The 22210-nt window shown below is 59.3% G+C and carries 17 protein-coding genes and 1 riboswitch; of the genes, 7 read left to right on the top strand and 10 right to left on the bottom strand.

From position 1 onward, the window contains the following. Positions 1-38: 38 nt before the first annotated feature. On the bottom strand, positions 39-1760 hold the full coding sequence (locus AFK65_RS13055; protein ID WP_038856765.1) for an ABC-F family ATP-binding cassette domain-containing protein: 1722 nt from the start codon (positions 1758-1760) through the stop codon (positions 39-41). A 359-nt stretch (positions 1761-2119) separates the two neighbouring features. Then, on the bottom strand, positions 2120-2446 hold the full coding sequence (locus AFK65_RS13050; RefSeq protein ID WP_032804767.1) for an RcnB family protein: 327 nt from the start codon (positions 2444-2446) through the stop codon (positions 2120-2122). A 231-nt stretch (positions 2447-2677) separates the two neighbouring features. Between AFK65_RS13050 and AFK65_RS13045 the strand changes: the two genes are divergently transcribed. The 7 genes from AFK65_RS13045 (at position 2678) to fbaB (ending at position 7994) form a co-directional block, all read left to right on the top strand. Beyond that, positions 2678-2995, top strand: a complete 318-nt coding sequence (locus AFK65_RS13045; RefSeq protein WP_032804766.1) for a DUF1493 family protein — start codon at positions 2678-2680, stop codon at positions 2993-2995. A gap of 339 nt (positions 2996-3334) precedes the next feature. Next, on the top strand, positions 3335-3802 hold the full coding sequence (locus tag AFK65_RS13040; RefSeq protein ID WP_032804764.1) for an Hcp family type VI secretion system effector: 468 nt from the start codon (positions 3335-3337) through the stop codon (positions 3800-3802). 23 nt (positions 3803-3825) lie between these two features. Then, positions 3826-4194, top strand: coding sequence for a tlde1 domain-containing protein (locus AFK65_RS13035; protein ID WP_032804762.1), 369 nt, complete (start codon positions 3826-3828; stop codon positions 4192-4194). Position 4195: 1 nt separating this feature from the next. Next, on the top strand, positions 4196-4768 hold the full coding sequence (locus tag AFK65_RS13030) for a hypothetical protein (protein ID WP_032804759.1): 573 nt from the start codon (positions 4196-4198) through the stop codon (positions 4766-4768). A gap of 310 nt (positions 4769-5078) precedes the next feature. Further along, a riboswitch (TPP riboswitch) is annotated at positions 5079-5176 on the top strand. A 33-nt stretch (positions 5177-5209) separates the two neighbouring features. Beyond that, positions 5210-6007, top strand: a complete 798-nt coding sequence (gene thiM / locus AFK65_RS13025) for a hydroxyethylthiazole kinase (protein WP_007699577.1) — start codon at positions 5210-5212, stop codon at positions 6005-6007. After that, complete coding sequence (thiD, locus tag AFK65_RS13020; RefSeq protein ID WP_038856767.1) at positions 5994-6794, top strand: bifunctional hydroxymethylpyrimidine kinase/phosphomethylpyrimidine kinase; 801 nt, start codon at positions 5994-5996, stop codon at positions 6792-6794. The genes thiM and thiD overlap by 14 nt, the downstream gene beginning before the upstream one ends. Before the next feature lie 147 nt (positions 6795-6941). Beyond that, positions 6942-7994, top strand: a complete 1053-nt coding sequence (gene fbaB / locus AFK65_RS13015) for a class I fructose-bisphosphate aldolase (protein ID WP_032804758.1) — start codon at positions 6942-6944, stop codon at positions 7992-7994. 231 nt (positions 7995-8225) lie between these two features. On the opposite strand, the gene yegS is transcribed toward fbaB, so the two are convergent. The 8 genes from yegS to AFK65_RS12975 all read right to left on the bottom strand — a co-directional run bounded on the left by yegS (position 8226) and on the right by AFK65_RS12975 (position 22020). Next, positions 8226-9125: a lipid kinase YegS gene (gene yegS / locus AFK65_RS13010; RefSeq protein WP_038856768.1), complete on the bottom strand. Its 900-nt coding sequence runs from the start codon at positions 9123-9125 to the stop codon at positions 8226-8228. Positions 9126-9375: 250 nt separating this feature from the next. Then, positions 9376-10737, bottom strand: a complete 1362-nt coding sequence (gene trhP / locus AFK65_RS13005; protein WP_038856770.1) for a prephenate-dependent tRNA uridine(34) hydroxylase TrhP — start codon at positions 10735-10737, stop codon at positions 9376-9378. Between the two features lie 264 nt (positions 10738-11001). Beyond that, a complete protein-coding gene (gene baeR / locus AFK65_RS13000; protein ID WP_007776419.1) occupies positions 11002-11724 on the bottom strand; it encodes an envelope stress response regulator BaeR in 723 nt (240 codons plus the stop codon). Beyond that, a complete protein-coding gene (gene baeS / locus AFK65_RS12995) occupies positions 11721-13145 on the bottom strand; it encodes an envelope stress sensor histidine kinase BaeS (RefSeq protein ID WP_038856772.1) in 1425 nt (474 codons plus the stop codon). The genes baeR and baeS overlap by 4 nt, the downstream gene beginning before the upstream one ends. Beyond that, positions 13142-14557, bottom strand: a complete 1416-nt coding sequence (gene mdtD, locus AFK65_RS12990) for an MFS transporter (RefSeq protein ID WP_007699555.1) — start codon at positions 14555-14557, stop codon at positions 13142-13144. The genes baeS and mdtD overlap by 4 nt, the downstream gene beginning before the upstream one ends. 3 nt (positions 14558-14560) lie before the next feature. Further along, positions 14561-17650, bottom strand: coding sequence for a multidrug efflux RND transporter permease subunit MdtC (gene mdtC, locus AFK65_RS12985; protein WP_038856773.1), 3090 nt, complete (start codon positions 17648-17650; stop codon positions 14561-14563). Beyond that, positions 17651-20773: an MdtB/MuxB family multidrug efflux RND transporter permease subunit gene (locus AFK65_RS12980; RefSeq protein WP_038856774.1), complete on the bottom strand. Its 3123-nt coding sequence runs from the start codon at positions 20771-20773 to the stop codon at positions 17651-17653. Then, complete coding sequence (locus AFK65_RS12975) at positions 20773-22020, bottom strand: MdtA/MuxA family multidrug efflux RND transporter periplasmic adaptor subunit (RefSeq protein WP_038856775.1); 1248 nt, start codon at positions 22018-22020, stop codon at positions 20773-20775. The genes AFK65_RS12980 and AFK65_RS12975 overlap by 1 nt, the downstream gene beginning before the upstream one ends. Between the last annotated feature and the right edge of the window lie 190 nt (positions 22021-22210).

The raw sequence follows: 22210 nt of genomic DNA, 5'->3' as shown, positions 1-22210 counted from the left end.
TGTATTAAAAAAGCCGCCTGTGAGGGCGGCTTTTTGGTTTACTCCAGCCCCAGCGCGGCGCTGAGGTGCGCTATCTCCTTACGCCACTCGGCCTGCAGCGCGGGCTTCTGGTGGCGCGGTTTGCGTTCGAGGTCGGCATTCAGCCGCGCCTCCAGCTCAATCAGCCGCTCCAGCAGATGCGCGTCGCTGTTCGTCTCAGACGGCCCGGTGACTGCATCGGCCACATCCATCGCCTCCTGCATCGGCGCTGCGCGCAGGCGCGTCATCAGCGCGTCCATGTTGTGCCATTCGCTCAAACCGCCATCCTCCACGAGCCAGAAGCGGTTACAGCTCGCCTCCATCAGCGTTCTGTCGTGCGTCACCAGCAACAGCCCGCATTCAAACGTTTGCAGGGTTTGCGCCAGCGCCTCTTTGCCTTCCATATCGAGATGGTTGGTCGGCTCATCCAGCATCAGCAGCGAATAGCGCGCAAGCGACAGGCCGACAAACAGCAGGCGCGAGCGCTCGCCGCCGCTGAGCGTGTCGACCCGCTGCCCGTGCCGCGCCCACGGAAAACCGGCGCTGATAAGCGCGAGCTTACGCTGTTGCAACTCAGGGGCGAACGGCTCCAGCGCCTCCAGCAGCGTGGCGTTATCCGGTAACTGATGCAGCGACTGATCGTAATACCCGAGCGACACGCGCGGATGAAAGGTGACGCCGGGAACCGTTTCCGCCGCCTGCCACTGCCGCCACAGCAGGCGCAGCAGCGACGATTTGCCGCAGCCGTTGTGGCCGAGCAGCGCCACGCGATCCCCGCTTTTGAGCCGCGCCAGGGGCAGAGTAAACAGCGTCGGCGCATCAGGCGCCGCGCTGACGGCCAGGTTCTCCAGCTCAAGCAGGCGATCCGCCGCCAGCGCGTCGCCGGAGAGCGTCAGCCGCCAGCGGCTGCCCTGCGCCAGTTCGGTTTGCTCCTCTTTAAGCCGCGCCACCTGTTTTTCCATCTGTTTGGCTTTGCGCGCGAGATCTTCGTTGTCATAGACCTGTCCCCACGTCGCGAGCCGTTTCGCGCTCGCCGTCACGCGATCTATCTCTTTTTGCTCCGCTTTATGGCGCAGGGCATCGCTCTCATCACGCGCCGCCAGCGCCGCGCGCGCCTGCGTACAGGGGAGATCGAACGACTGAAGCTGACCGTCGCGCAGGATCCAGGTACGGTTGGTTACGCTGTCCAGCAGCGCGCTGTCGTGGGAGACCAGAATAAAGCTGCCGTTCCAGCGGGCCAGAAACCGCTCCAGCCACAGTAGGGTGGGAAGATCGAGATGGTTGCCTGGCTCATCAAGCAACAACAGATCGGGCGAGACGATCAACGCCCGCGCCAGCAGCAGGCGGGTGTGCTGGCCGCCGCTGAGCGAGCCGGCCGTGAGCGACCAGGCCGCCTCGGCAAAGCCCATATTCGCCAGCAACGCCTGCGCCCGCCAGACGCTGCTTTCACGCTCGGCCTCAGGCAGCCGGGCCAGCAGCGCTTCCAGTAGCGTCTGCTGATGCAGTTCGTCCGGCAGATGCTGCTCCACGCGCGCCAGCAGACAGCGCGCCGCGCGCGTCACAACGCCTTCGGCAGGCGCAAGCGTGCCGTCCAGCGCTTTCAGAAGCGTGCTTTTGCCGCAGCCGTTATGACCGATGAGGCCAATGCGGTCGCCTTTTTTCAGGGTAAAGGAAAGGGCGTTCAGCACCGGGCCAAACGGGGAATCAATGCGCAGAGAGTGCGCCGTCAGTAATGTGCTCATCGCTTACTCAGAATTTTCAGGCATAGCTATGCCTCGTCAAACATCGCTGACGATAATCTGGTAAGCCCTGGAGAAGGGTTATGTGATGGGATCTTCGCTCAGGGGCCAGTTATCGCAGCACGATACCGGTAATGCCTGAGCTCTGGCGATCGCCAAAATGATGTGAATAGTCAAACAATTCACAGCACAGCATAAGAGTCCTCCTTTTATATTCATCAGGTTGATGGGTATGGCGAGTGTAGCGGGCGGTGCCTTTTTGCACCACTACGCGTATTAAGGGGTGTGAGCAAAAAAGCGTTTTGAGATAACGACAGGAAAGACGCGCCTGATCGCCGGGCGGCGTTTCAGGCGCAGAAGAATTAACGGTGGTAGAAAATGTCGCCGTTCATGGCGCGCACGACTTTGCCATCGGCATCGGTGATAAGCACGTAGTAGCCGCCCATGTAAGTCCAGTGCGTGCCCGCTTCCGGGGCAGGCAGGTTACGGATCTGCCACTGTTTGATGTTGTACTGCTCGGTGCGGTAGAGGTCTGGCACGATGTCGCCGATGGTGTATTTTTTGGAATCGGAGTGAAACTCTTTCACTTCATAGCTATCGATGGATTTGGGTTTTACGACATCCGCGGCGAATGCAGAGGCCACCGACATCAACAGCACTCCCGCTACGATCATTCTGGTTTTCAACATACCTTCTCCACATGTCAGGGCGCTGCGCCCCGTTGATTTTGTTACCGTCAGGGCGCTATCTTCCTGCGCCATTCCCGGCCGGGCAAGGCTAATTATGTATAAAAAAATGAAGCGGATAGCAATCGGTGCAGGGCTGATTTGGTGGGGCGTGCTTATGGGTCGCCAGAAGTGGTGGGTTATACTTATGTCATGATTGCAGGGATAATGAGATTGTCATCCATCGGACTATTTATGATGAGTACAGAAGACGGCGTTCGGGCGTTAATAAAAAAGCATTTCTGGGATATGGCGGATGAAGATTCGTTAAGCACCGGTCAATATTGCGTCCTGCCAGAGGATGCGCAAGCCTTCTTCGAGGAATACTTTACCGTGTTCAATGTGAATTATTCCTCTTTTGACTTCCGTAAATATTTTCCGCAAGAAGGGATATTTTTTCTGCCTAATGCGATTCTTCCGGGTTATTTAAAAAGCGATAAACATCAACCTTCGCCGCTGACGGTGCAAATGTTGATTGCCTCAGCAAAGGCGGGGCGCTGGATTGAAGATTAATGCGTTTGACGCCTGGTGGTGTGAGGGCATTATTGGAAGCTTTTTTAAATGGCACTGAAGCATCTTATAAATTTATGATGACTCATTTTTTTTGTGAATATAAATAGATATCACCTGGCGAATTATATGCTATCTATCAAACATGTAATTAACCATGTTGTGAAGCATACATACACAAAAAAACAAGAGAGGTTACACAATGGAAATGGATAATGAAAAAGTTGAGCATAAACTCGAACTTAGATAGTTTGCAGAATTCATGGAAATTATTTTTTTCAAGCTGTGGTGCTGCAAACAGTTAACTCTTTCTTTATGGATTGATTTTGACAAGGAAAAAAGATGGCAACTCCGGTTTATTTATGGCTAAAGGATGACAGTGGCAGTCTTGTTAAGGGTTCCGTGGATGTAAAAGGTCGCGAAGGCGCTATAGAAATCCAGGAATTTATGCACACAGTAGAGCTACCTGTAGATGATCGTACAGGTAAGGTTGTCAGTAAACGTCTGCATGGTGATTATTTCTTAATTAAAGAGCTGGATAGCTCATCACCTTATCTGTATCAGGGCGTATCATCGGGCAGGAAGTTCAAAGAAGCTGTCTTAAAGTTCTATCGAATCAATCACAATGGGCAAGAAGAAGAGTACTTTAGGGTGACAATGGAGAACGTAAGGGTAAACGAAGTTGAACCCCTTATGATGGATATAAAGGGTTCACGTTACGAGAAACTCAACCACCTTGAAGCGTTCTACTTAGCCTACGAAAAGATTACGTGGCACTACCTCGATGGAAATATTCTTTATTCAGATTAATGGAACAGCAAGGAGGCCGCATAATGCCCTGGGTATATAAAGTCAGCGTGCATAAGCTCTACCTGGACGGTACTTATCAATTCGATGCTGAGTACTCAGGCAGGCCGGAATACTGGAATGATTCTGCAAACGAATGTATCAGTAACAGGGGACCATTGCCGAGAGGCACTTACACTATAGGCCCCGCATTCAATCATCCACGGACAAGAGCATATACAATGCGGCTTACACCTTATATTGAAAACCAGATGTGCGGGCGTGATGGTTTTATGATACATGGTAACAGCGGAGCGCACCCAACACAGGCATCTGATGGTTGTATTATTTTAAACCTGCAAGGACGTATGGCTATTAATGATAGCAGCGACAAGATCCTGGTAGTGGAAGACTGAGATGAAATATAATTTTATATTATTGTGTCTGATTGCGGGTACGTGCGGGGCAACCCAAATGACGGGGTTTGGGGCAAGGTATTACGATGATATTACTGAAGTCTATTCAGATAATCATGAGACAGATAAAGATCTGGTGCCTGTCATTGTCGCAGGAGCCACCGAGTATAAGTTTGAGATTAACACGCTTGAATCTATCGCTAAGAATGCCGGTGTGAAGGTAAATAAAGATAATCTGGCTTCCTGGATTTGCCTTAAATCAGGAGATATCAATTATTGGTTTATTTCAGATAATGAGATGGGGGCGGGGAATTTAACCGCAGTCGCTATAGCGAAAGATGGATCGCCTTGTCCCCTCTACAAGGGCGTATTAAAAGTATCTGTTAAGGCGCCGGTGTTGACGACGAAAGAAGAAGTAGCGAATTATTTTAATAATAAACTTAAGAAAGATATCGTTATGTATTACAAGGATATCAAGAAATCAGATAAATACACTCAGAGTAACAGCATTATGTACTATCTGAAAGACGATAAGGTTCAAGGGGTTATTGTTAGTCAGGGCACTACCAACTGACAGGCGTCTAAGCCGTAAGGGCAGGAGTAATTTTTTATGATTCTCTGATGCTTATTTCTTTGATAATCCTGAAACCCATGGTAATGCCTCTTACTACGTCACTTACGCTCCAGCACCGCATCAATTCATCAGGGACAATGAAATCACCAGCAAATAAAGCCGGGCAGTCTGTATTTATCATACTTAAAGCTTTTATATGATCCTCAAGCTGAGAATCAGCCTATTTTTTAGGGTTGAGTCTTTGGCTTCCCGCTGGCATGATCCACCACAGAGATTAACGTAAAGTTAATCGCAAGTTTTTGATTTTGTAGTAAATGACTCGGGGTGCCCTTCTTCGTTGAAGGCTGAGAAATACCCGTATTACCTGATCTGGATAATGCCAGCGTAGGGAAGTCAGATGCCTGTCCGGTATCCCGTCTTCGCGCCTGGCGGGAGAAAACCATGTCTTCTGACCTGCTTTGCGGCTCGCACGCCGCGCCTGTTGTCACCCAACTTCGTCGTCATGCCCCGCTGGTGCACTGCATCACCAACGATGTGGTGCAAAATTTCACTGCCAATGTCCTGCTCGCGCTTGGCGCCTCGCCCGCGATGGTGGTGGATGCCGAAGAGGCCGCGCAGTTCGCGGCCATCGCCGATGCCTTACTCATAAACCTCGGTACGCTGACGCGCCCGCAGCAGCAGGCGATGCGGGCAGCCATCGACAGCGCCAGCGCGGCGGGCAAGCCGTGGACGCTCGACCCGGTCGCCGTCGGCGCGCTCACGCTGCGCACGGAATTTGCGCGGGAGATCCTGGCGCGTCGTCCCGCCGCCATCCGCGGCAACGCCTCGGAAATTCGCGCGCTGGCAGGCGAGAGCGGCGGCGGGCGCGGCGTTGACGCCACTGAAAGCGCGCATCAGGCGCGCAAGGCGGCCTGCTTACTGGCGCGTCGTAGCGGCGCAGTCGTCGCGGTCACCGGCGAGGTTGATTACATCACCGATGGCGAACGCACGGTCGCGGTTGAGGGCGGCACCGCGATGCTCACCCGTGTGGTGGGCACCGGCTGCGCGCTCTCGGCGGTTGTCGCCGCCTGCTGCGCGTTGCCGGGCGATCGGCTGGAAAATGTCGCGACGGCCTGCTGGCTCATGAAGCGGGCGGGCGAACAGGCGCTGGCCGTCTCCCGTGGCCCCGGCAGTTTCGCCAGCGCATTGCTGGATAATCTGCATGCGCAGGCCTTCGGAGGTGTTCATGAAACGCATTAACGCGCTCACCATCGCCGGCACCGATCCGAGCGGCGGCGCGGGCATTCAGGCCGATCTCAAAACCTTCTCGGCGCTCGGCGCCTACGGCACGTCAGTGATCACGGCGCTGGTGGCGCAGAACACCCGCGGCGTGCAGTCGGTCTACCGCATCGAGCCGTCGTTCGTCGCCGCCCAGCTTGATTCGGTCTTAAGCGATGTGCGTATCGACACGACGAAAATCGGCATGCTGGCGGAAACGGATATCGTTGAGGCCGTAGCGGAGCGGCTCTTGCGTTACCGGGTGCGCAATATCGTGCTGGATACGGTCATGCTCGCGAAAAGCGGCGATCCGCTGCTGAGTCCGTCGGCCGTGCGCACGCTGCGCGAACGGTTATTGCCGCAGGTGGCGATCATTACGCCGAATTTGCCGGAGGCGGCGGCGCTGCTGGAAACCACGCACGCCCGCAGCGAAGCGGAGATGCGCCAGCAGGGCGAGGCGCTGCTGGCGCTCGGCTGCGGCGCGGTGCTGATGAAAGGCGGGCATCTGGACGACGCCGAAAGCCCGGACTGGCTCTTTACCCGCGCCGGGTCGACGCGCTTTACCGCGCCGCGTGTGGCGACGAAAAATACCCACGGCACCGGCTGCACCCTCTCCAGCGCGCTTGCGGCGCTGCGTCCGCAGTATGCTGACTGGGTTGAGACGGTGACGGCGGCGAAAGCGTGGCTGACCAAAGCGCTGCAACAGGCGGACAGTCTGGAAGTGGGTGAGGGGATCGGGCCAGTCCATCATTTTCATGCATGGTGGTGAACCGTGCCAGCAGAATAAGCTGAAAATGCGCTCAGGTCTGGCAATCTGTGCTAATCAAGTCCAGGCTAAGAGGGCCCGGCTAAGGCATGGGTAAGGAATTTTATCGTCCGGCAGGCCTCCGCCTGCCGACCATAACGGGAGCGTATGATGACTGATATTGCGCAGTTGCTCGGCAACGATGCCGATAGCCTGTTACAGCACCGCTGTACGACCATTTCCTCCGACCAGCTCTATCTGCCAGGGCCGGATTATGTCGATCGCGTGATGATTGATAACAACCGTCCGCCCGCGGTGCTGCGAAATATGCAGACCCTCTACAACACCGGACGCCTCGCCGGCACCGGCTACCTGTCTATTCTGCCGGTAGACCAGGGCGTCGAGCATTCGGCGGGCGCGTCCTTCGCCGCCAATCCAATGTATTTCGACCCGAAAAATATCGTCGAGCTGGCGATTGAGGCGGGCTGTAACTGCGTGGCCTCGACCTATGGCGTGCTGGCGTCGGTTTCGCGCCGCTACGCGCACCGCATTCCGTTCCTGGTGAAACTCAACCACAACGAAACGCTCAGCTACCCCACGCAATATGACCAGACGCTGTATGCGAGCGTCGAGCAGGCGTTCAATATGGGCGCGGTGGCGGTTGGGGCGACTATCTATTTCGGCTCTGAAGAGTCGCGCCGCCAGATTGAGGAGATCTCCGCCGCGTTTGAGCGCGCGCACGAGCTTGGCATGGTGACGGTGCTGTGGGCGTATCTGCGTAACAGTAATTTCAAAAAAGATGGCGTGGATTACCACTCCAGCGCCGATTTGACCGGCCAGGCTAACCATCTGGCCGCCACCATTGGCGCGGATATCGTGAAGCAGAAGATGGCCGAGAATAACGGCGGCTATACCGCGCTGAAATTCGGCTATACCGACGAGCGCGTGTACAGCACGCTGACGAGCGATAACCCGATCGATCTGGTGCGCTATCAGCTCGCCAACTGCTATATGGGCCGCGCGGGGCTGATTAACTCCGGCGGCGCGTCCGGCGGCGAGGCGGATCTCACCGATGCGGTGCGCACGGCGGTGATTAACAAGCGCGCAGGCGGTATGGGGCTGATTCTGGGACGCAAGGCGTTTAAGAAAACCATGGCCGACGGCGTGAAGCTGATTAACGCGGTGCAGGACGTATACCTGGACAAGCGCGTGACAATTGCCTGACGGCGGTTGTGGTTACGCATTAAAAACGCGCCTGCGGGCGCGTTTTTTGTAGGCGGGGTAAACGGTGGGTGCGCTGCGCTTACCCACCCTACGGTTCGCAGGCACGGGGTTATGCAACGGTGGATGCGCTGCGCTTACCCACCCTGGAACGTTTCATATCTTTGCATCTCTGGTAGGGCGGGTAAGCGCAGCGCACCCGCCGTCTCGCAAACCGCGATGCCATACATCCATTTATTTAAGCAGCGGACAATCCGGCGGCAGGCGGCAATGCAGCGCGCCGGGCTCAACCACGATACGGAAATGCTGTCCGCTCAGCGGCTCGCCGTCGAGGTTAAAGGTAATCTCATGCGGCGCGGTTATCTCAAACCAGGCCGACGCGCCATCGATAATATTCGGGCTCTCTTCCGGCTGCGTCAGCGTGGTAAACAGCGCAGGTAATAACTCTTCGCCGGTAAAAATCCGCAAATGCAGCAGCCCGTCGTTAATCAGCGCCGCCGGGCACAGCTCCTGACCGCCGCCCGCCTGACGCCCGTTGCCGATGCCGATTACCAGCGCGTCGCCCTGCCAGTGAAAATTCTCGCCGCGAATTTCGCAGCGATCCGCTTTCAGGGCGTCCATCCGCATCAGACCGTGGATCAGATAGGAGACGCCGCCGAGCGCCGCTTTTAATCGTTCCGGCGTTTCGGTGGTGATACGCGTACCGAAACCGCCGGTCGCCATATTGATAAACCAGGTTTTATCATTGACGTGCGCGATATCAATCGGCACGGCGCGGCCTTCAATGGCCAGTTTCAGCGCCAGTTCAATATCGTCCGGCACGGCCGCGCTGGTCGCGAAATCGTTCGCGGTGCCGAGCGGCAGCAGGCCGAGCGCCGGACGTTTTTCCTGCGTGACACCCGCCAGCGCCGCCGCCACTTCATTAATGGTGCCGTCGCCGCCTGCGGCGATCACCGTTTCCGCGCCCCGATCCGCCGCCTCACTGACATAGCGCGCCGCATCGCCCTTTTCCCAGGTCACACGCACCTCTATCGGGTGGCCCTGATCGCGCAGCAGCTTGACGCTGCCGCGCAGAATCTCATTGTCAGCGCTTTTACCATTTAAAATCAGAAACGAAGCAGGGGAAAGGGACATGAATGCACTCCAGTGAATACCGATTCACAGAGTTTATCGCAGAGTCTGGCGAGTCGCTTAAGAACTGGCTGAAAGGACAAAAAAATAAGCCTGCGTAAGGGAGATTACGCAGGCTGAAGGAGGTGGTTCCTGGTACAACGGGCATTTATGGATTATGTTTTTCAGCGCCGGGGATAATAACCGCTTTAAAGATAACGGTTTGTGATCCCATTCGAAGAAACATTCGCGCGTTAAGAATAACCCTTATAAATTATTTACCGTGTGGATTTCTGGTGGTCTGGCCAGAGAAATTACGCATTAACAGCGCATATTCCAGTGCTAAATCCTCAGGAACCGGCATCCAGATGGTATATCCGTCTCCCGGCGCCACGTCCATTTTCTCACCTTTCGCGTTTTCCATATGCTCAAGCGTAAAGCTGACGTTGCCCTGCGGGGTCATCAGCTCCAGGCTGTCGCCGATGGAAAATTTGTTTTTCACCGCCACCGCGGCCAGCGCGCCGTGGCGCTCGCCGGTAAACTCGCCGACAAACTGCTGGCGGTCCGATACCGAGTAGCCATAGTCATAGTTCTGATAGTCATCGTGGGTGTGACGGCGCAGAAAACCTTCGGTATAACCGCGGTGCGCCAGCCCTTCGAGCGTCTCCAGCAGGCTCGGGTCGAACGGCTTGCCGGCGGCGGCGTCGTCAATCGCGCGGCGATAGACCTGGGCGGTACGGGCGCAATAGTAAAACGATTTGGTGCGGCCTTCGATTTTCAGCGAATGAACGCCCATCTTCGTGAGGCGCTCGACGTGCTGAATGGCGCGCAGATCTTTGGAGTTCATGATGTAGGTGCCGTGTTCATCTTCAAACGCGGTCATGTATTCGCCGGGGCGCTGCGCCTCTTCAATCATAAAGACTTTGTCGGTCGGCGCGCCGATGCCGAGCGTCGGCTCGACATTCTGCACCGGGATCGGCTCGTGGATATGCACGATATTGCCGATGCTGTCCTCTTTGCCTTCCTGAACGTTATATTCCCAGCGGCAGGCGTTGGTGCAGGTGCCCTGGTTCGGATCGCGTTTATTGATGTAGCCGGAAAGCAGGCAGCGGCCGGAGTAGGCCATGCAGAGCGCGCCGTGAACGAAGATCTCAAGCTCCATTTCCGGCACCTGCTCGCGGATTTCCGCAATCTCTTCCAGCGACAGTTCGCGGGAGAGAATGACGCGCGTCAGCCCCATCTGCTGCCAGAATTTTACCGTCGCCCAGTTCACCGCGTTGGCCTGCACCGAAAGGTGGATATCCATCTGCGGGAAGTGCTCGCGCACCAGCATGATAAGCCCCGGATCGGACATAATCAGCGCATCCGGCCCCATATCCACAACAGGTTTGAGATCGCGAATGAAGGTTTTCAGCTTGGCGTTGTGCGGCGCGATGTTAACCACGACGTAGAATTTTTTGCCCAGCGCATGGGCTTCATTAATGCCGAGCTGCAAATTCTCGTGGTTGAATTCGTTGTTGCGCACGCGTAGCGAGTAGCGCGGCTGGCCGGCGTAAACGGCGTCGGCGCCATAGGCGAAGGCGTAACGCATATTTTTCAGCGTTCCCGCAGGCGACAGTAATTCTGGTTTAAACATGATGAACTCGTTCTGATGACAGGTCAGACCCGCTTCAGCGGTGAAGCGGTCGGGAGCGCGTTTACCCCCACGTTAAGGGCGGGAATTGTAGCGCCCGCCGCCCGAGCGTGCAAACCGTTATGGGGGCTTATGGACGTGAGGCGGGTGCGCTGCGCTTACCCACTCTGCGAAAACCCGGACACGTAAGGCGTGACGGCGGGTGCGCTACGCTTACCCGCCCTACGAAAAACCGGTCATGCGCAGCGCACCTGCCAGCGGTAATCTCTACACCACCCGGCCGGCGTCCGCCTCCCAGCGGTAGCCCACGCCGTACACGGCGCGGATAAACGGCTGCTCGTCGTCCAGCGCTTCCAGCTTGCGGCGCAGGTTTTTAATATGGCTGTCGATCGTGCGATCGGTTACCACGCGGTAGTCGTCATACAGATGATTCAGCAACTGCTCGCGCGAAAACACCTTGCCCGGCTCGCCGGACAACGTCTTCAGCAGCCGAAATTCGGCTGGCGTCAGGTCGAGCGGTTTCTGCCGCCAGCTCGCCTGGAAACGTCCTTCGTCGATAACCAGCGGGCTTTGGGCATCCTGCGCCTGCAGATCGCGCTGCGGTTTGCAGCGGCGCAAAATGGTTTTCACGCGCGCCACCACCTCGCGCGGGCTAAATGGCTTGCAGATATAATCATCGGCGCCGATCTCAAGACCCAGCAGGCGGTCGATCTCTTCGATTCTGGCGGTCACCATTACAATCGGCACTTCCGAGAAGCGGCGGATTTCCCGGCACAGCGTCAGCCCGTCGGTGCCGGGCAGCATCAGATCCAGCAGAATCAAATCCGGCGGCGTCTGGCGCACATAGGGCAGCACCTGATCGCCGTGGTTAATCAGCGTGGGCGCGTAACTGGCCGCCCGCAGGTAATCCACCAGCAGCGCGCCGAGTTTAGGTTCATCCTCGACAACCAGAATGCGCGGGGTTTTGTCGTTAATCGGTAACTCTGTCATACGTCTCCCGGAAGTACGGCATCAAGCGGTAAGGATACGGTAATGCTAACACCGCCTGAGGGTGAATGATCGGCATTAATCGTCCCGCCATGCGCCGCCACGATATTGGCGCAGATGGCAAGGCCGAGGCCCGAGCCGCCGCTGGCGCGGTTGCGAGAGCCTTCCGCGCGGTAGAAGCGCTCAAACAGTTTCGCGAGCTGTTCATCGCTTACGCCCGGCGCGCTGTCGCTAAACCGCAGCACGAAACGCTGCGCCTGACGCTCGCCCTGAATCAGCAGCCCGCCGCCCGCGTCGGTGTAGCGCAGGCTGTTTTCCAGCAGATTATTAAAAAGCTGCATCAGACGGTCGCGGTCGCCGAAGAGCGTCACGTTTTCCGGCATCGACAGATTCAGCGTCAGCCCGCGCGCGGCAAAGCGCTCGCGGAACGCGCCCGCGGCCACTTCAATCAACGCCACGATCTCCAGCGGTTTTTTCTGGTAGGCGAGCGCGCCTTCGTCAGAGAGCGACAGCTGGTGCAGGTCGTCCACCAGTTTGGTCAGCGTGCCCACTTCCGCCTGCAACGAGGCGACCGATTCCGGCGTAAACTGGCGCACGCCGTCCTGAATCGCCTCCAGCTCGCCGCGCAGCACCGCCAGCGGCGTGCGCAACTCATGGGATATATCCGCCATAAACGCCTGGCGCATCTGCTGGTTTTTCTCAAGCGTGCTGGCGAGCTGGTTGAAATCCTGCGCCAGTCGGCCCAGCTCATCCTGCCCGGTGGCGACGACGCGGGTAGTAAAATCGCCCGCCGCCAGACGATGAGTGCCTTCCACCAGCCGTTTTACCGGGGCAAGCAGCCCGCGCGCGAGCAGCAACGTGGCCGCTGCCGCCAGTAGCGTCGAGAGCGCGACGATAAGCCAGCTGGTGCGCCGCTGCTGTTTATCAAAGTTAATGTCGGTGCTGCGCGTCAGCCGCTCCACCGGCGAGGCGATCACCCAGCCGACGCGTTTGCCGTCGGCGATGATCGCGCGCCGCGCCCCATCCTGCGGCACCGGCGATCGCGGGCCGACCAGCACATTCTGTTCGGCGTCCACCACCCAGAACTGCGTGCGCCAGCCGTGCGGCGGCATGTGGGGCGGCGGCCCTCTGTCGGGCGGCGGCGGGCCGTCGTGGGCGTTCTCCCGCTCGAACGAGCGCAAAATCTGGAACACCACGCGATCGTTATGGCGCAGGAACCCCCAGTCGCCGTGCTGCTGGTACTGATCGCTCAGCGCGTCGCTTAACAGCGCCAGCCGCTGTTCGTTGCCATGCTTGATATAGTCGATAAAACCGCGCTCAAAGCTAAAGCGCACCGCCCAGTGCATCGTTATTAACAGCAGAATACAGGTGGCGAAAATGGCTAAAAACAGCTTGCCCGTAATGCCGGGCCGCCAGAACCTCATGAAGCACTCCTTTTGCGCCGCGCGATGACGGCGTTTTTACTGATATCGTCAGGGACGCGGGCGAAGACCAGCGCTGGCAGGGCGATGATTAGCGCCATGCACAAATAGGTCCAGAAAAAGATGCCGTGGGCGTCGCCGCTGTCGGCGGCGAGCTGATTATGGCCAAACGCGCCAAGCAGCAGGCCCGCGATGCTGACCCCAAGGCTCATGGAGAGCTGCATCACCATCGACAGCAGGCTGTTGCCGCTACTCGCCATCTCATCGGGCAGATCGCGCAGCGTCAGCGTGTTCATCGTCGAGAAACGCACCGAGTTCACCATCCCCTGAAAGAGCATGACCACCGGCAGCAGCCAGTACCAGCCCGCCAGCGCCACGCCCATAAACAGCAGGGTCACAAGCGCGAGCGAAAGCGTAGAGGCCACCAGCACACGGCGGTAGCCAAAGCGGTTCACCACCTGTACCACAATGCGTTTGATCCCCATGCTGCCAAGCACCATCGGCATCATCATCAGCCCGGCGTGAAAAGGGGAGAAGCCGAGGCCAATCTGTAAAAAGACCGGCGTCATAAACGGCAGCATCCCGCTGCCGATGCGCCCGCATAAGCTGCCGAACAGCCCCAATGAAAAGGTGCGGGTATGGAAAAGCCGCAGGCTGAACAGCGCCCGCTCGTTGCCGCGCGCGTGCAAGAGGTAGAACAGCGTGGCCGCGCTGCCGCCCGCCACCAGCGCGCCAAGCCCGGCAGGGGAAAGACCAGTGCTGCGGTAGCCGTCGAGCGCAATCGTCAGCGCCGCCATGCCGAAGGCGAGCAGCAGAAAGCCCGAGAAATCGAAACGCCGCGTCTGCATGGTGTAGTTCGGCATCAGCCAGAGCGTCGCGGCGGCACCGGCAATGCCTACCGGCAGGTTGATGAAAAAGATCCAGTGCCAGGAGGCGTACTCCACCAGCAGCCCGCCGAGCGCCGGGCCGAGCAGCGGCCCCACCTGGCCGGGGAGCGTCACAAACGTCATCGCCGCCATGTACTGATCGCGCGGGACGATTTTCATCACCGTCAGCCTGCCGACCGGCACCATCATCGCGCCGCCGATGCCCTGCAACACGCGCGCCGCCACCAGCTCATTGAGCGTCGACGACTGCGCGCAAAACAGCGAGCCGAGCGTGAACAGCACAATGGCGGTGAAGAAGATATTGCGCACCCCGACGCGGTCCGCCAGCCAGCCGCTCGCGGGCAGCATCACCGCCACCGTCAGCACATACGAGACGATGACCATGTGCATCCGCAGCGGGCTCTCCCCGAGGCTCGAGGCCATCGAGGGGAGGGCGGTATTGACGATAGTGGTATCCAGCGCCTGCATAAAAAAGCCGAATGCGACGATCCACAATTGCCAGCGTACGTTCTGGGGCAGGTCGGTCATAAATTATTCGCTCGCGGTCAGGGTGTCCTCAGGTTTCGCCCGGCGCGAAAAACGCAGGCGCAGTCGGTCGAAGAAGAGATAGACCACCGGCGTGGTATAGAGCGTCAGCAACTGGCTCATCACCAGCCCGCCGACAATCGTAATGCCGAGCGGCTGGCGCAGCTCCGCGCCGTCGCCGCTTGCAATCATCAGCGGCAGCGCGCCGAACAGCGCCGCCAGCGTCGTCATCATGATCGGGCGAAAACGCAGCAGGCAGGCCTGGAAAATGGCGTCGCGGGCGCTGAGCTGGCCGTTGCGCTGGGCTTCCAGCGCGAAGTCCACCATCATTATCGCGTTCTTCTTCACGATACCAATCAATAGCATAATACCGATAAGCGCGATAAGGCTAAACGGGGCATCGAACGCCTCCAGCGCCAGCAGCGCGCCGACGCCCGCCGACGGCAGCGTGGAGAGAATAGTAAGCGGATGCACATAACTCTCATACAGCATCCCGAGCACGATATAGACCGTAGCGATGGCCGCGAGGATTAAGATCACCTGCGAATTCATCGTCTCCTGGAAAACCTGCGCCGTACCGGCGAAGCTGCCGCGCACCGACGACGGCACGCCAAGCGAGGTCATGGTGCGGGTGATGGCGTCGCTGGCTTCCGAGAGCGACACGCCGGTCGGCAGGTTAAACGCGATGGTCGACGCCGCCGACAGCCCCTGATGGTTAACCGACAGCGGCGCGTTGGCGGGCAGCCATTTCGCAAACCACGAGAGCGGGATCGGCTTGCCTTCGCTGTTCATCACGAACATCTGATCGAGCGCGCTGATATCCTGGGTGTAACGCGGGTCAACTTCCATCACCACTTTGTACTGGTTAAGCGGCTGATAGATGGTCGAAATCTGGCGCTGGCCGAAGGCGTTATTCAGCAGGCTGTTGGCGTCCTGCACGCTGATGCCAAGCCGCGCCATCGATTCGCGGTCATACACCAGGCTCATCTCCGCGCCGTTGTCCTGCTGATCGGAGTTCACATCCGCAAGCTGCGGCAGTTTAGCGAGCGCCTGGCGGATTTTCGGCTCCCATTCGCGCAGCGCCGCCAGATCGTCTGACAGCAGCGTGTACTGATAACTGGCGTTCGACTGCCGCCCGCCGACGCGGATATCCTGCACCGCCATTAAAAAGAGGCTCGCGCCCGGCTCGCGCGCGAGCTTTTTACGCAGCCGGTCAATCACCTGCTGGGCGCTTTCGGTACGCTCGCCGAGCGGTTTGAGCGAGATAAACATCATGCCGCTGTTCACCCGCGAGCCGCCGGTAAAGCCGGTGACGTTATCCACCGCCGGATCTTCGCGGATGATTTTCATGAAATCCTGTAATTTGCCGCGCATCGCCTGGAACGAGATACTCTGGTCGGCCTGAATGCCGCCCATCAGCCGCCCGGTGTCCTGCTCCGGGAAAAAGGTTTTGGGAATGGAAACATAGAGCCAGATATTCAGCGCGATGGTGGCGAGCAGCACCAGCCCGACCAGCCGGGCGTGGTTCAGCACCCAGCCGAGCGAGCGGGCGTATCCGCCCTGCAGCGCAAGCAACAGGCGATTGACGCCGACGCGACTGCGGGTCTCTTCACGCGGTTTGGCCTTCAGCAGCCAGCCGCACATCATCGGGGTGAGCGTCAGCGACACCACCAGCGAAATCCCGATGGCGACCGAGAGCGTGACGGCAAACTCCCGGAACAGCCGCCCCGGCAGCCCGCCCATCAGCAGCAGCGGCAGAAAGACCGCCACCAGCGACAGGCTCATGGAGAGCACCGTAAAGCCCACCTCACGCACGCCCTGAAGCGCCGCCTGGAGCGGTTTGACGCCCGCTTCAAGGTGGCGCGAGATATTTTCCAGCACCACGATGGCGTCATCCACCACAAAACCGGTGGCGATAGTCAGCGCCATCAACGAGAGGTTATTGAGGCTGAAACCGCACAGATACATGGCGGCGAAGGTGCCGATAAGCGATACCGGCACCGCGACGGCAGGAATCAGCGTCGCGCGCCCGGAGCGCAGAAACAGGAACACCACCAGAATCACCAGGCCGACCGAAATCGCCAGCGACTGTTCCACTTCGGCCAGCGACGCGCGAATGGTCGGCGAGCGATCCTGCGCGATTTGCATATCGATGGCGGCGGGGATGGTGTCGCGCAGCTCCGGCAGCGCGGCGCGGATGCGGTCTACCGTCTCGATGATATTGGCTTCCGGGAGTTTGCGGATCATCAGCAAAATGGCCGGTCTGGCGTTGGTCATGCCCGCGTTGCGCACGTCCTGCACCGAATCGGTCACCGTCGCCACGTCGCGCAGATGCACCGCCGCGCCGTTATTGTAGTGAACGATCAGCGGCTCATATTCCGCGGCGGTTTTGAGTTCATCATTGGTCTGCAACTGCCAGCGGCGCTCGTCGTCTTCTATCGCGCCCTGCGGACGGCGCACGTTGGCGTTGCTGATGGCGCTGCGCACCGTATCCAGCGAGACGCCCTGGTTAAAGAGCGCCTGCGGATTGAGCGCCACCCTGACGGCGGGCAGCGAGCTGCCGCCCACGTCGACATCCCCCACGCCGTCAATCTGGGCGATGGTCTGGGCGAGCTGCGTCGAGGCGTAATCATAAAGCTCGCCCTGGGAGAAGGTGTCCGAGGTGAGCGTGAGGATCATGATCGGCGCGTCAGACGGGTTCGCTTTGCGGTACGTCGGGCGCGAAGGCATTCCGCTCGGCAACAGGCTTTGCGCGGCGTTGATCGCCGCCTGCACGTCGCGCGCCGCGCCGTTGATATCGCGATCGAAATTAAACTCCAGAATAATGCGCGTGCTGCCAAGCGAGCTGGTGGAGGTCATTTCGTTGACGCCAGCAATGCGCCCGAGCGAGCGTTCAAGCGGTGTCGCGACCGACGAGGCCATTGTCTCCGGCGACGCGCCCGGCAGCGATGCGCTGACCATAATGACCGGGAAATCGACCTGCGGCAGCGGGGCCACCGGCAGCAGCCGGAAGCCCAGCACGCCGCAGAGCGTCACGGCGATGGAGAGCAGGATCGTCGCCACCGGACGGTAGATAAAGAGCGCGTAAAACTTCACTTACGCCTCCTCTTCACGCACGGGCAGGCGGCGGCGCACGGCGTGGCCGAGGCGGTCGAACAGCAGATAAATCACCGGCGTGGTAAAGAGCGTCAGCACCTGGCTTACCAGCAGGCCGCCGACCATGCCGATGCCGAGCGGACGGCGCAGCTCCGCGCCGACGCCGGTGCTGAGCATCAGCGGCAGCGCGCCGAGGAGCGCGGCGAGCGTGGTCATCAGTATGGGCCGGAAACGCAGCAGACACGCCTGGTAAATAGCCTCGCGCGGCGTCATGCCCTGTTCGCGCTCGGCGGCCAGCGCGAAGTCGATCATCATGATGGCGTTTTTCTTGACGATGCCTATCAGCAGAATAATGCCGATGATGGCGATAACGTCCAGCTCGGCACCGGCGATAAGCAGCGCCAGCAGCGCGCCGACGCCCGCGGTGGGCAGCGTCGAGAGAATAGTAATCGGGTGGATGAAGCTCTCATACAGCACGCCGAGCACGATATACATCGCCACCACCGACGCCAGAATCAGCCAGAGCGTGCTGCCGAGCGCCGCCTGGAAGGCGAGGGTGCTGCCCTGGAACTGGGTGGTTATCTCGGCCGGGAACGCCAGATCGGCCTCCGCCTGGGTGATGGCCTCTACCGCGTCGCCAAGCGAATAGTCGTCCGGCACGTTAAACGAGATGGTCGTCGACGGGAACTGATCGAGATGGTTAATCGTGAGCGGTCCGAAGCGCTGCTCAACTTTCGCAATGGCGCTGAGCGGCACCGCGCCGCCGTCAGTGCTGGTCAGTCGGATGCCGTCAAGCGCCGCCAGGCCCGGCGTGGCGGCGGTGTTATGCTCCAGCACCACGCGGTACTGGTTGGCCTGGGTGTAAATGGTGGAGATAAGCCGCTGGCCGAAGGCGTTATAGAGCGCGTTATCGACATCGCTCATGCTGATGCCAAGACGGCTGGCGCTGGCGCGATCCACATTCACATAAGCGACGAGGCCCTTGTCCTGCCAGTCGCTGCTGACATCCGCCAGCTGCGGCAGCGTTTGCAGGCGCGCCACCAGCTTCGGCACCCAGGTGCTGAGCGCCTCCAGCGAATTGGCCTGGAGCGTGAACTGGTACTGCGTGCGGCTCACCTGGGTGTCGATGGTGAGATCCTGTATCGGTTGCAGGTAGAGCGTGGCGCCCGGCACGCGGCTCGCGGCCTGCTGGAGGCGCGCAATCACCGTCTGCACGCGGTCGTCACGGTCATCGAGCGGCTTTAAGTTGATTTGCAGCCGCGCGCTGTTCAGCGACGGGTTAGTGCCGTCGACGCCGACAAACGAGGTGAGGCTCTCCACGGCCGGATCTTTCAGGATAATATCCGCCACCGCGCGCTGGCGCTCGGCCATGCTGGCGAACGACACCGACTGCGGCGCCTGTAACGTGCCCTGGATGATGCCGTTGTCCTGCACCGGGAAAAAGCCTTTAGGGATGACAATCCACAGCAGCACCGTCAGCGCCAGCGTACCAAGCGCGACGCCGAGCGTCAGCCACGGGTGGTTCAGCACGCGCTTAAGCAACTGGCCGTAGCGGGCAATGACACGGTTAATGACGCGCTCCGAGGCGCGCGAGAAGCGGTTCTGCTTGCGCAGCGATTCATGGCTTAACATGCGCGCGCACATCATCGGCGTCAGCGTCAGCGAGACGACAGCGGAGATCAAAATCGCTACCGCCAGCGTCACCGCGAATTCGCGGAACAGACGGCCCACGATATCGCCCATAAACAGCAGCGGGATCAGTACGGCTATCAGCGAGAACGTCAGCGAGATAATGGTAAAGCCGATTTCGCCTGCGCCCTTGAGCGCGGCGGCCAGCGGCTTTTCGCCTTTTTCGATATAGCGCGAGATGTTTTCAATCACCACGATGGCGTCATCCACCACAAACCCGGTGGCGATGGTCAGCGCCATCAGCGTCAGGTTATTGATGGAGAAATCGAGAAACACCATAAGCGCGAAGGTGCCCACCAGCGACAGCGGCACCGCCACCGCCGGGATAATGGTCGCCGGAATATTGCGCAGGAACAGGTAGATAATCATCACCACCAGCGCTATCGCCAGCATCAGTTCAAACTGCGTGTCGTTGACCGAGGCGCTGATATTGGTGGTGCGGTCGGTCAGCACTTTCACCTGCACCGATTTCGGCAGGCTTTCCGTGAGCTGCGGCAGCAGTTTCTGAATGGTTTCGGCGGTGGTGATGATGTTGGCGCCCGGCTGGCGCTGGACGTTCATCACAATCGCGGGCTGTTTATTGGCCCACGCGCCAAGCCAGGCGTTCTCCGCGCCTTGTTCGACCGTCGCCACGTCGCCAAGCCGCACCGGCGCGCCGTTTTTATAGGCGATGACCAGGTTGCGGTACTCGTCGGCGGATTTCATCTGATCGTTGGCGGAGAGCGTCACCGCGCGCTCCGGCCCGTCGAAACTGCCCTTAGCCGAGTTGACGTTCGCGCTGGTGATGGCGGTACGCACGGTTTCGCTGTCAATGCCCAGCGACGCCAGCGCCTGCGCATTCAGTTTCACCCGCACCGCCGGACGCTGGCCGCCGGAGAGCGTCACGAGGCCCACGCCGGTCACCTGCGAGATACGCTGCGCGACGCGGGTTTCCACCATATCTTCCACCTGGGTCATCGGCAGCGCCGATGACGTGACCGCAAGCGTCATGATTGGCGGGTCCGCCGGGTTCACTTTGCTGTAGACCGGCGGGTTAGGGAGATCGTCCGGCAGCAGGTTGGTGGCGGCGTTAATGGCGGCCTGCACCTCCTGCTCGGCGACATCCAGCGGCAGCGTGAGCTGGAACTGTAACGTCACCACCGACGCGCCGCCCGCGCTTTGCGAGGCCATCTGCTTTAAGCCCGACATCTGGCCGAACTGGCGCTCAAGCGGCGCGGTGATAGCAGACGTCACCACATCCGGGCTGGCGCCAGGGTAGAGCGTCACCACCTGAATCGTCGGGTAGTCTACTTCCGGCAGGGCGGAAACCGGCAGAAACCGATAGCCGATGATGCCTGCAAGCAGGATAGCCACCATCAGCAACGTGGTGGCGACGGGGCGCAGAATAAACAGGCGGGACGGCCCGCCGGTGGCGCTCGGAGGTAACACCTGCATCAGGAACGCGCTCCTTTGGTCGCGCGGGCGCTGTCGGTCGGGCTGCGCTCGCCGCGTTCAGGCTTCGCGTTATCCGTGGCCGTTTGCGCTTCCACTACATCCACCTTCGCGCCTTCGGTCAGGCGGTCGATGCCGTCCGTCACCACGCGATCGCCTGCGGAAAGACCCGCGGTGATCACCACGGTTTCGCTGTTCTGAATACCAGTCGTGACGGTGTGTTTGCTCACTTTATTGTCGTCGTTCAGCACCCACACAAAGTGGCCCTCGTTGCCCATCTGCAACGCGGCGGTCGGGATAACGACCGCGTTCTGCTGGGTATCGATGAGCATGCGGGCGTTAACGAACTGGTTCGGGAACAGCGCGTCATCCTCATTGGCGAAGCGCGCCTTGAGCTTGATGGTGCCTGTCGTGGCGTCTATCTGGTTATCAAGGCTTAGAAGTTCACCGGTGCTGAGCTTCGTACTGTTGGTGCGATCCCAGGCTTCCACCGTCAGGGTTTTCCCCGCCTTTTGCGCCTGCATTACCGCGGCGATATCGCTCTCCGGCAGGGTAAAGAGAAGATCGATAGGGTGCGTCTGGGTCAGCACCACAATGCCGGTGGTGTCGCCGCTCGAAATCTGGTTGCCGATATCCACCTGTTTTAAGCCGACGCGCCCGTCAATCGGCGCGGTGATGCGGCTCCAGTCGAGCTGCAACTGCGCGCTGGCGACGGCGGCTTCGTCGGCTTTCAGCGTGCCTTCGCTTTCACTGACCAGCGCCTGCTGGGCGTCAAGCTCCTGGCGTGAAACCAGGTTCGTTTTGCCGAGCTGCTGATAGCGCGCCAGATCGCGCCGGGCGTTGGCGAGCGTGGCGCGATCTTTGGCAAGCTGCCCTTGCGCCTGCGCGAGTGCGACTTTGAACTGGCTCGGATCGATTTCCGCCAGCAGATCGCCCGCTTTCACCTGCTGGCCTTCTTTAAAGTGAATCGCCATCAGCTGACCGTCCACGCGGCTGCGCACCGTCACGGTATTCGCGGCGGTGATAGTCCCAAGTCCTGTGAGATAGCGCGGCACCGCCTCGCTGCGCGCCGTGGCGGCCTGCACCGGGGCAGGGGCGCCGCCCATGCGCATCGCGGCGCGGCCGCCTGCGTGCTGCGCTTTGCCAGAAGGAGCATTCGTTGCGGCGTTACGCCAGTAGAGGAGAGCGGCAACCACCACGACAACAATACCGGCGATGACCCACCCGCGCTTTTTAACCGTGCTTTTCATAAGCAGTACGTCTTCTTTTCCTGAAACGATTAGGCGTAATGATACAAGTTTAGTAAGCCTTCACCGCGGAAAGATGGAGGAAATATGAAACACCGTTTAGAAGTGTCTGAATCGCGCATGTTTTACGAGACGCCTCGCAGCGCTTGTATCCCTCTCTGGCGGGCTCATAAAACCGCTTTTAAAGTATGGT

Origin of the sequence: Cronobacter universalis NCTC 9529 (assembly GCF_001277175.1) — a bacterium.
Taxonomy (GTDB): domain Bacteria; phylum Pseudomonadota; class Gammaproteobacteria; order Enterobacterales; family Enterobacteriaceae; genus Cronobacter; species Cronobacter universalis.
This window is presented reverse-complemented; position numbering and strand designations above follow the sequence as displayed.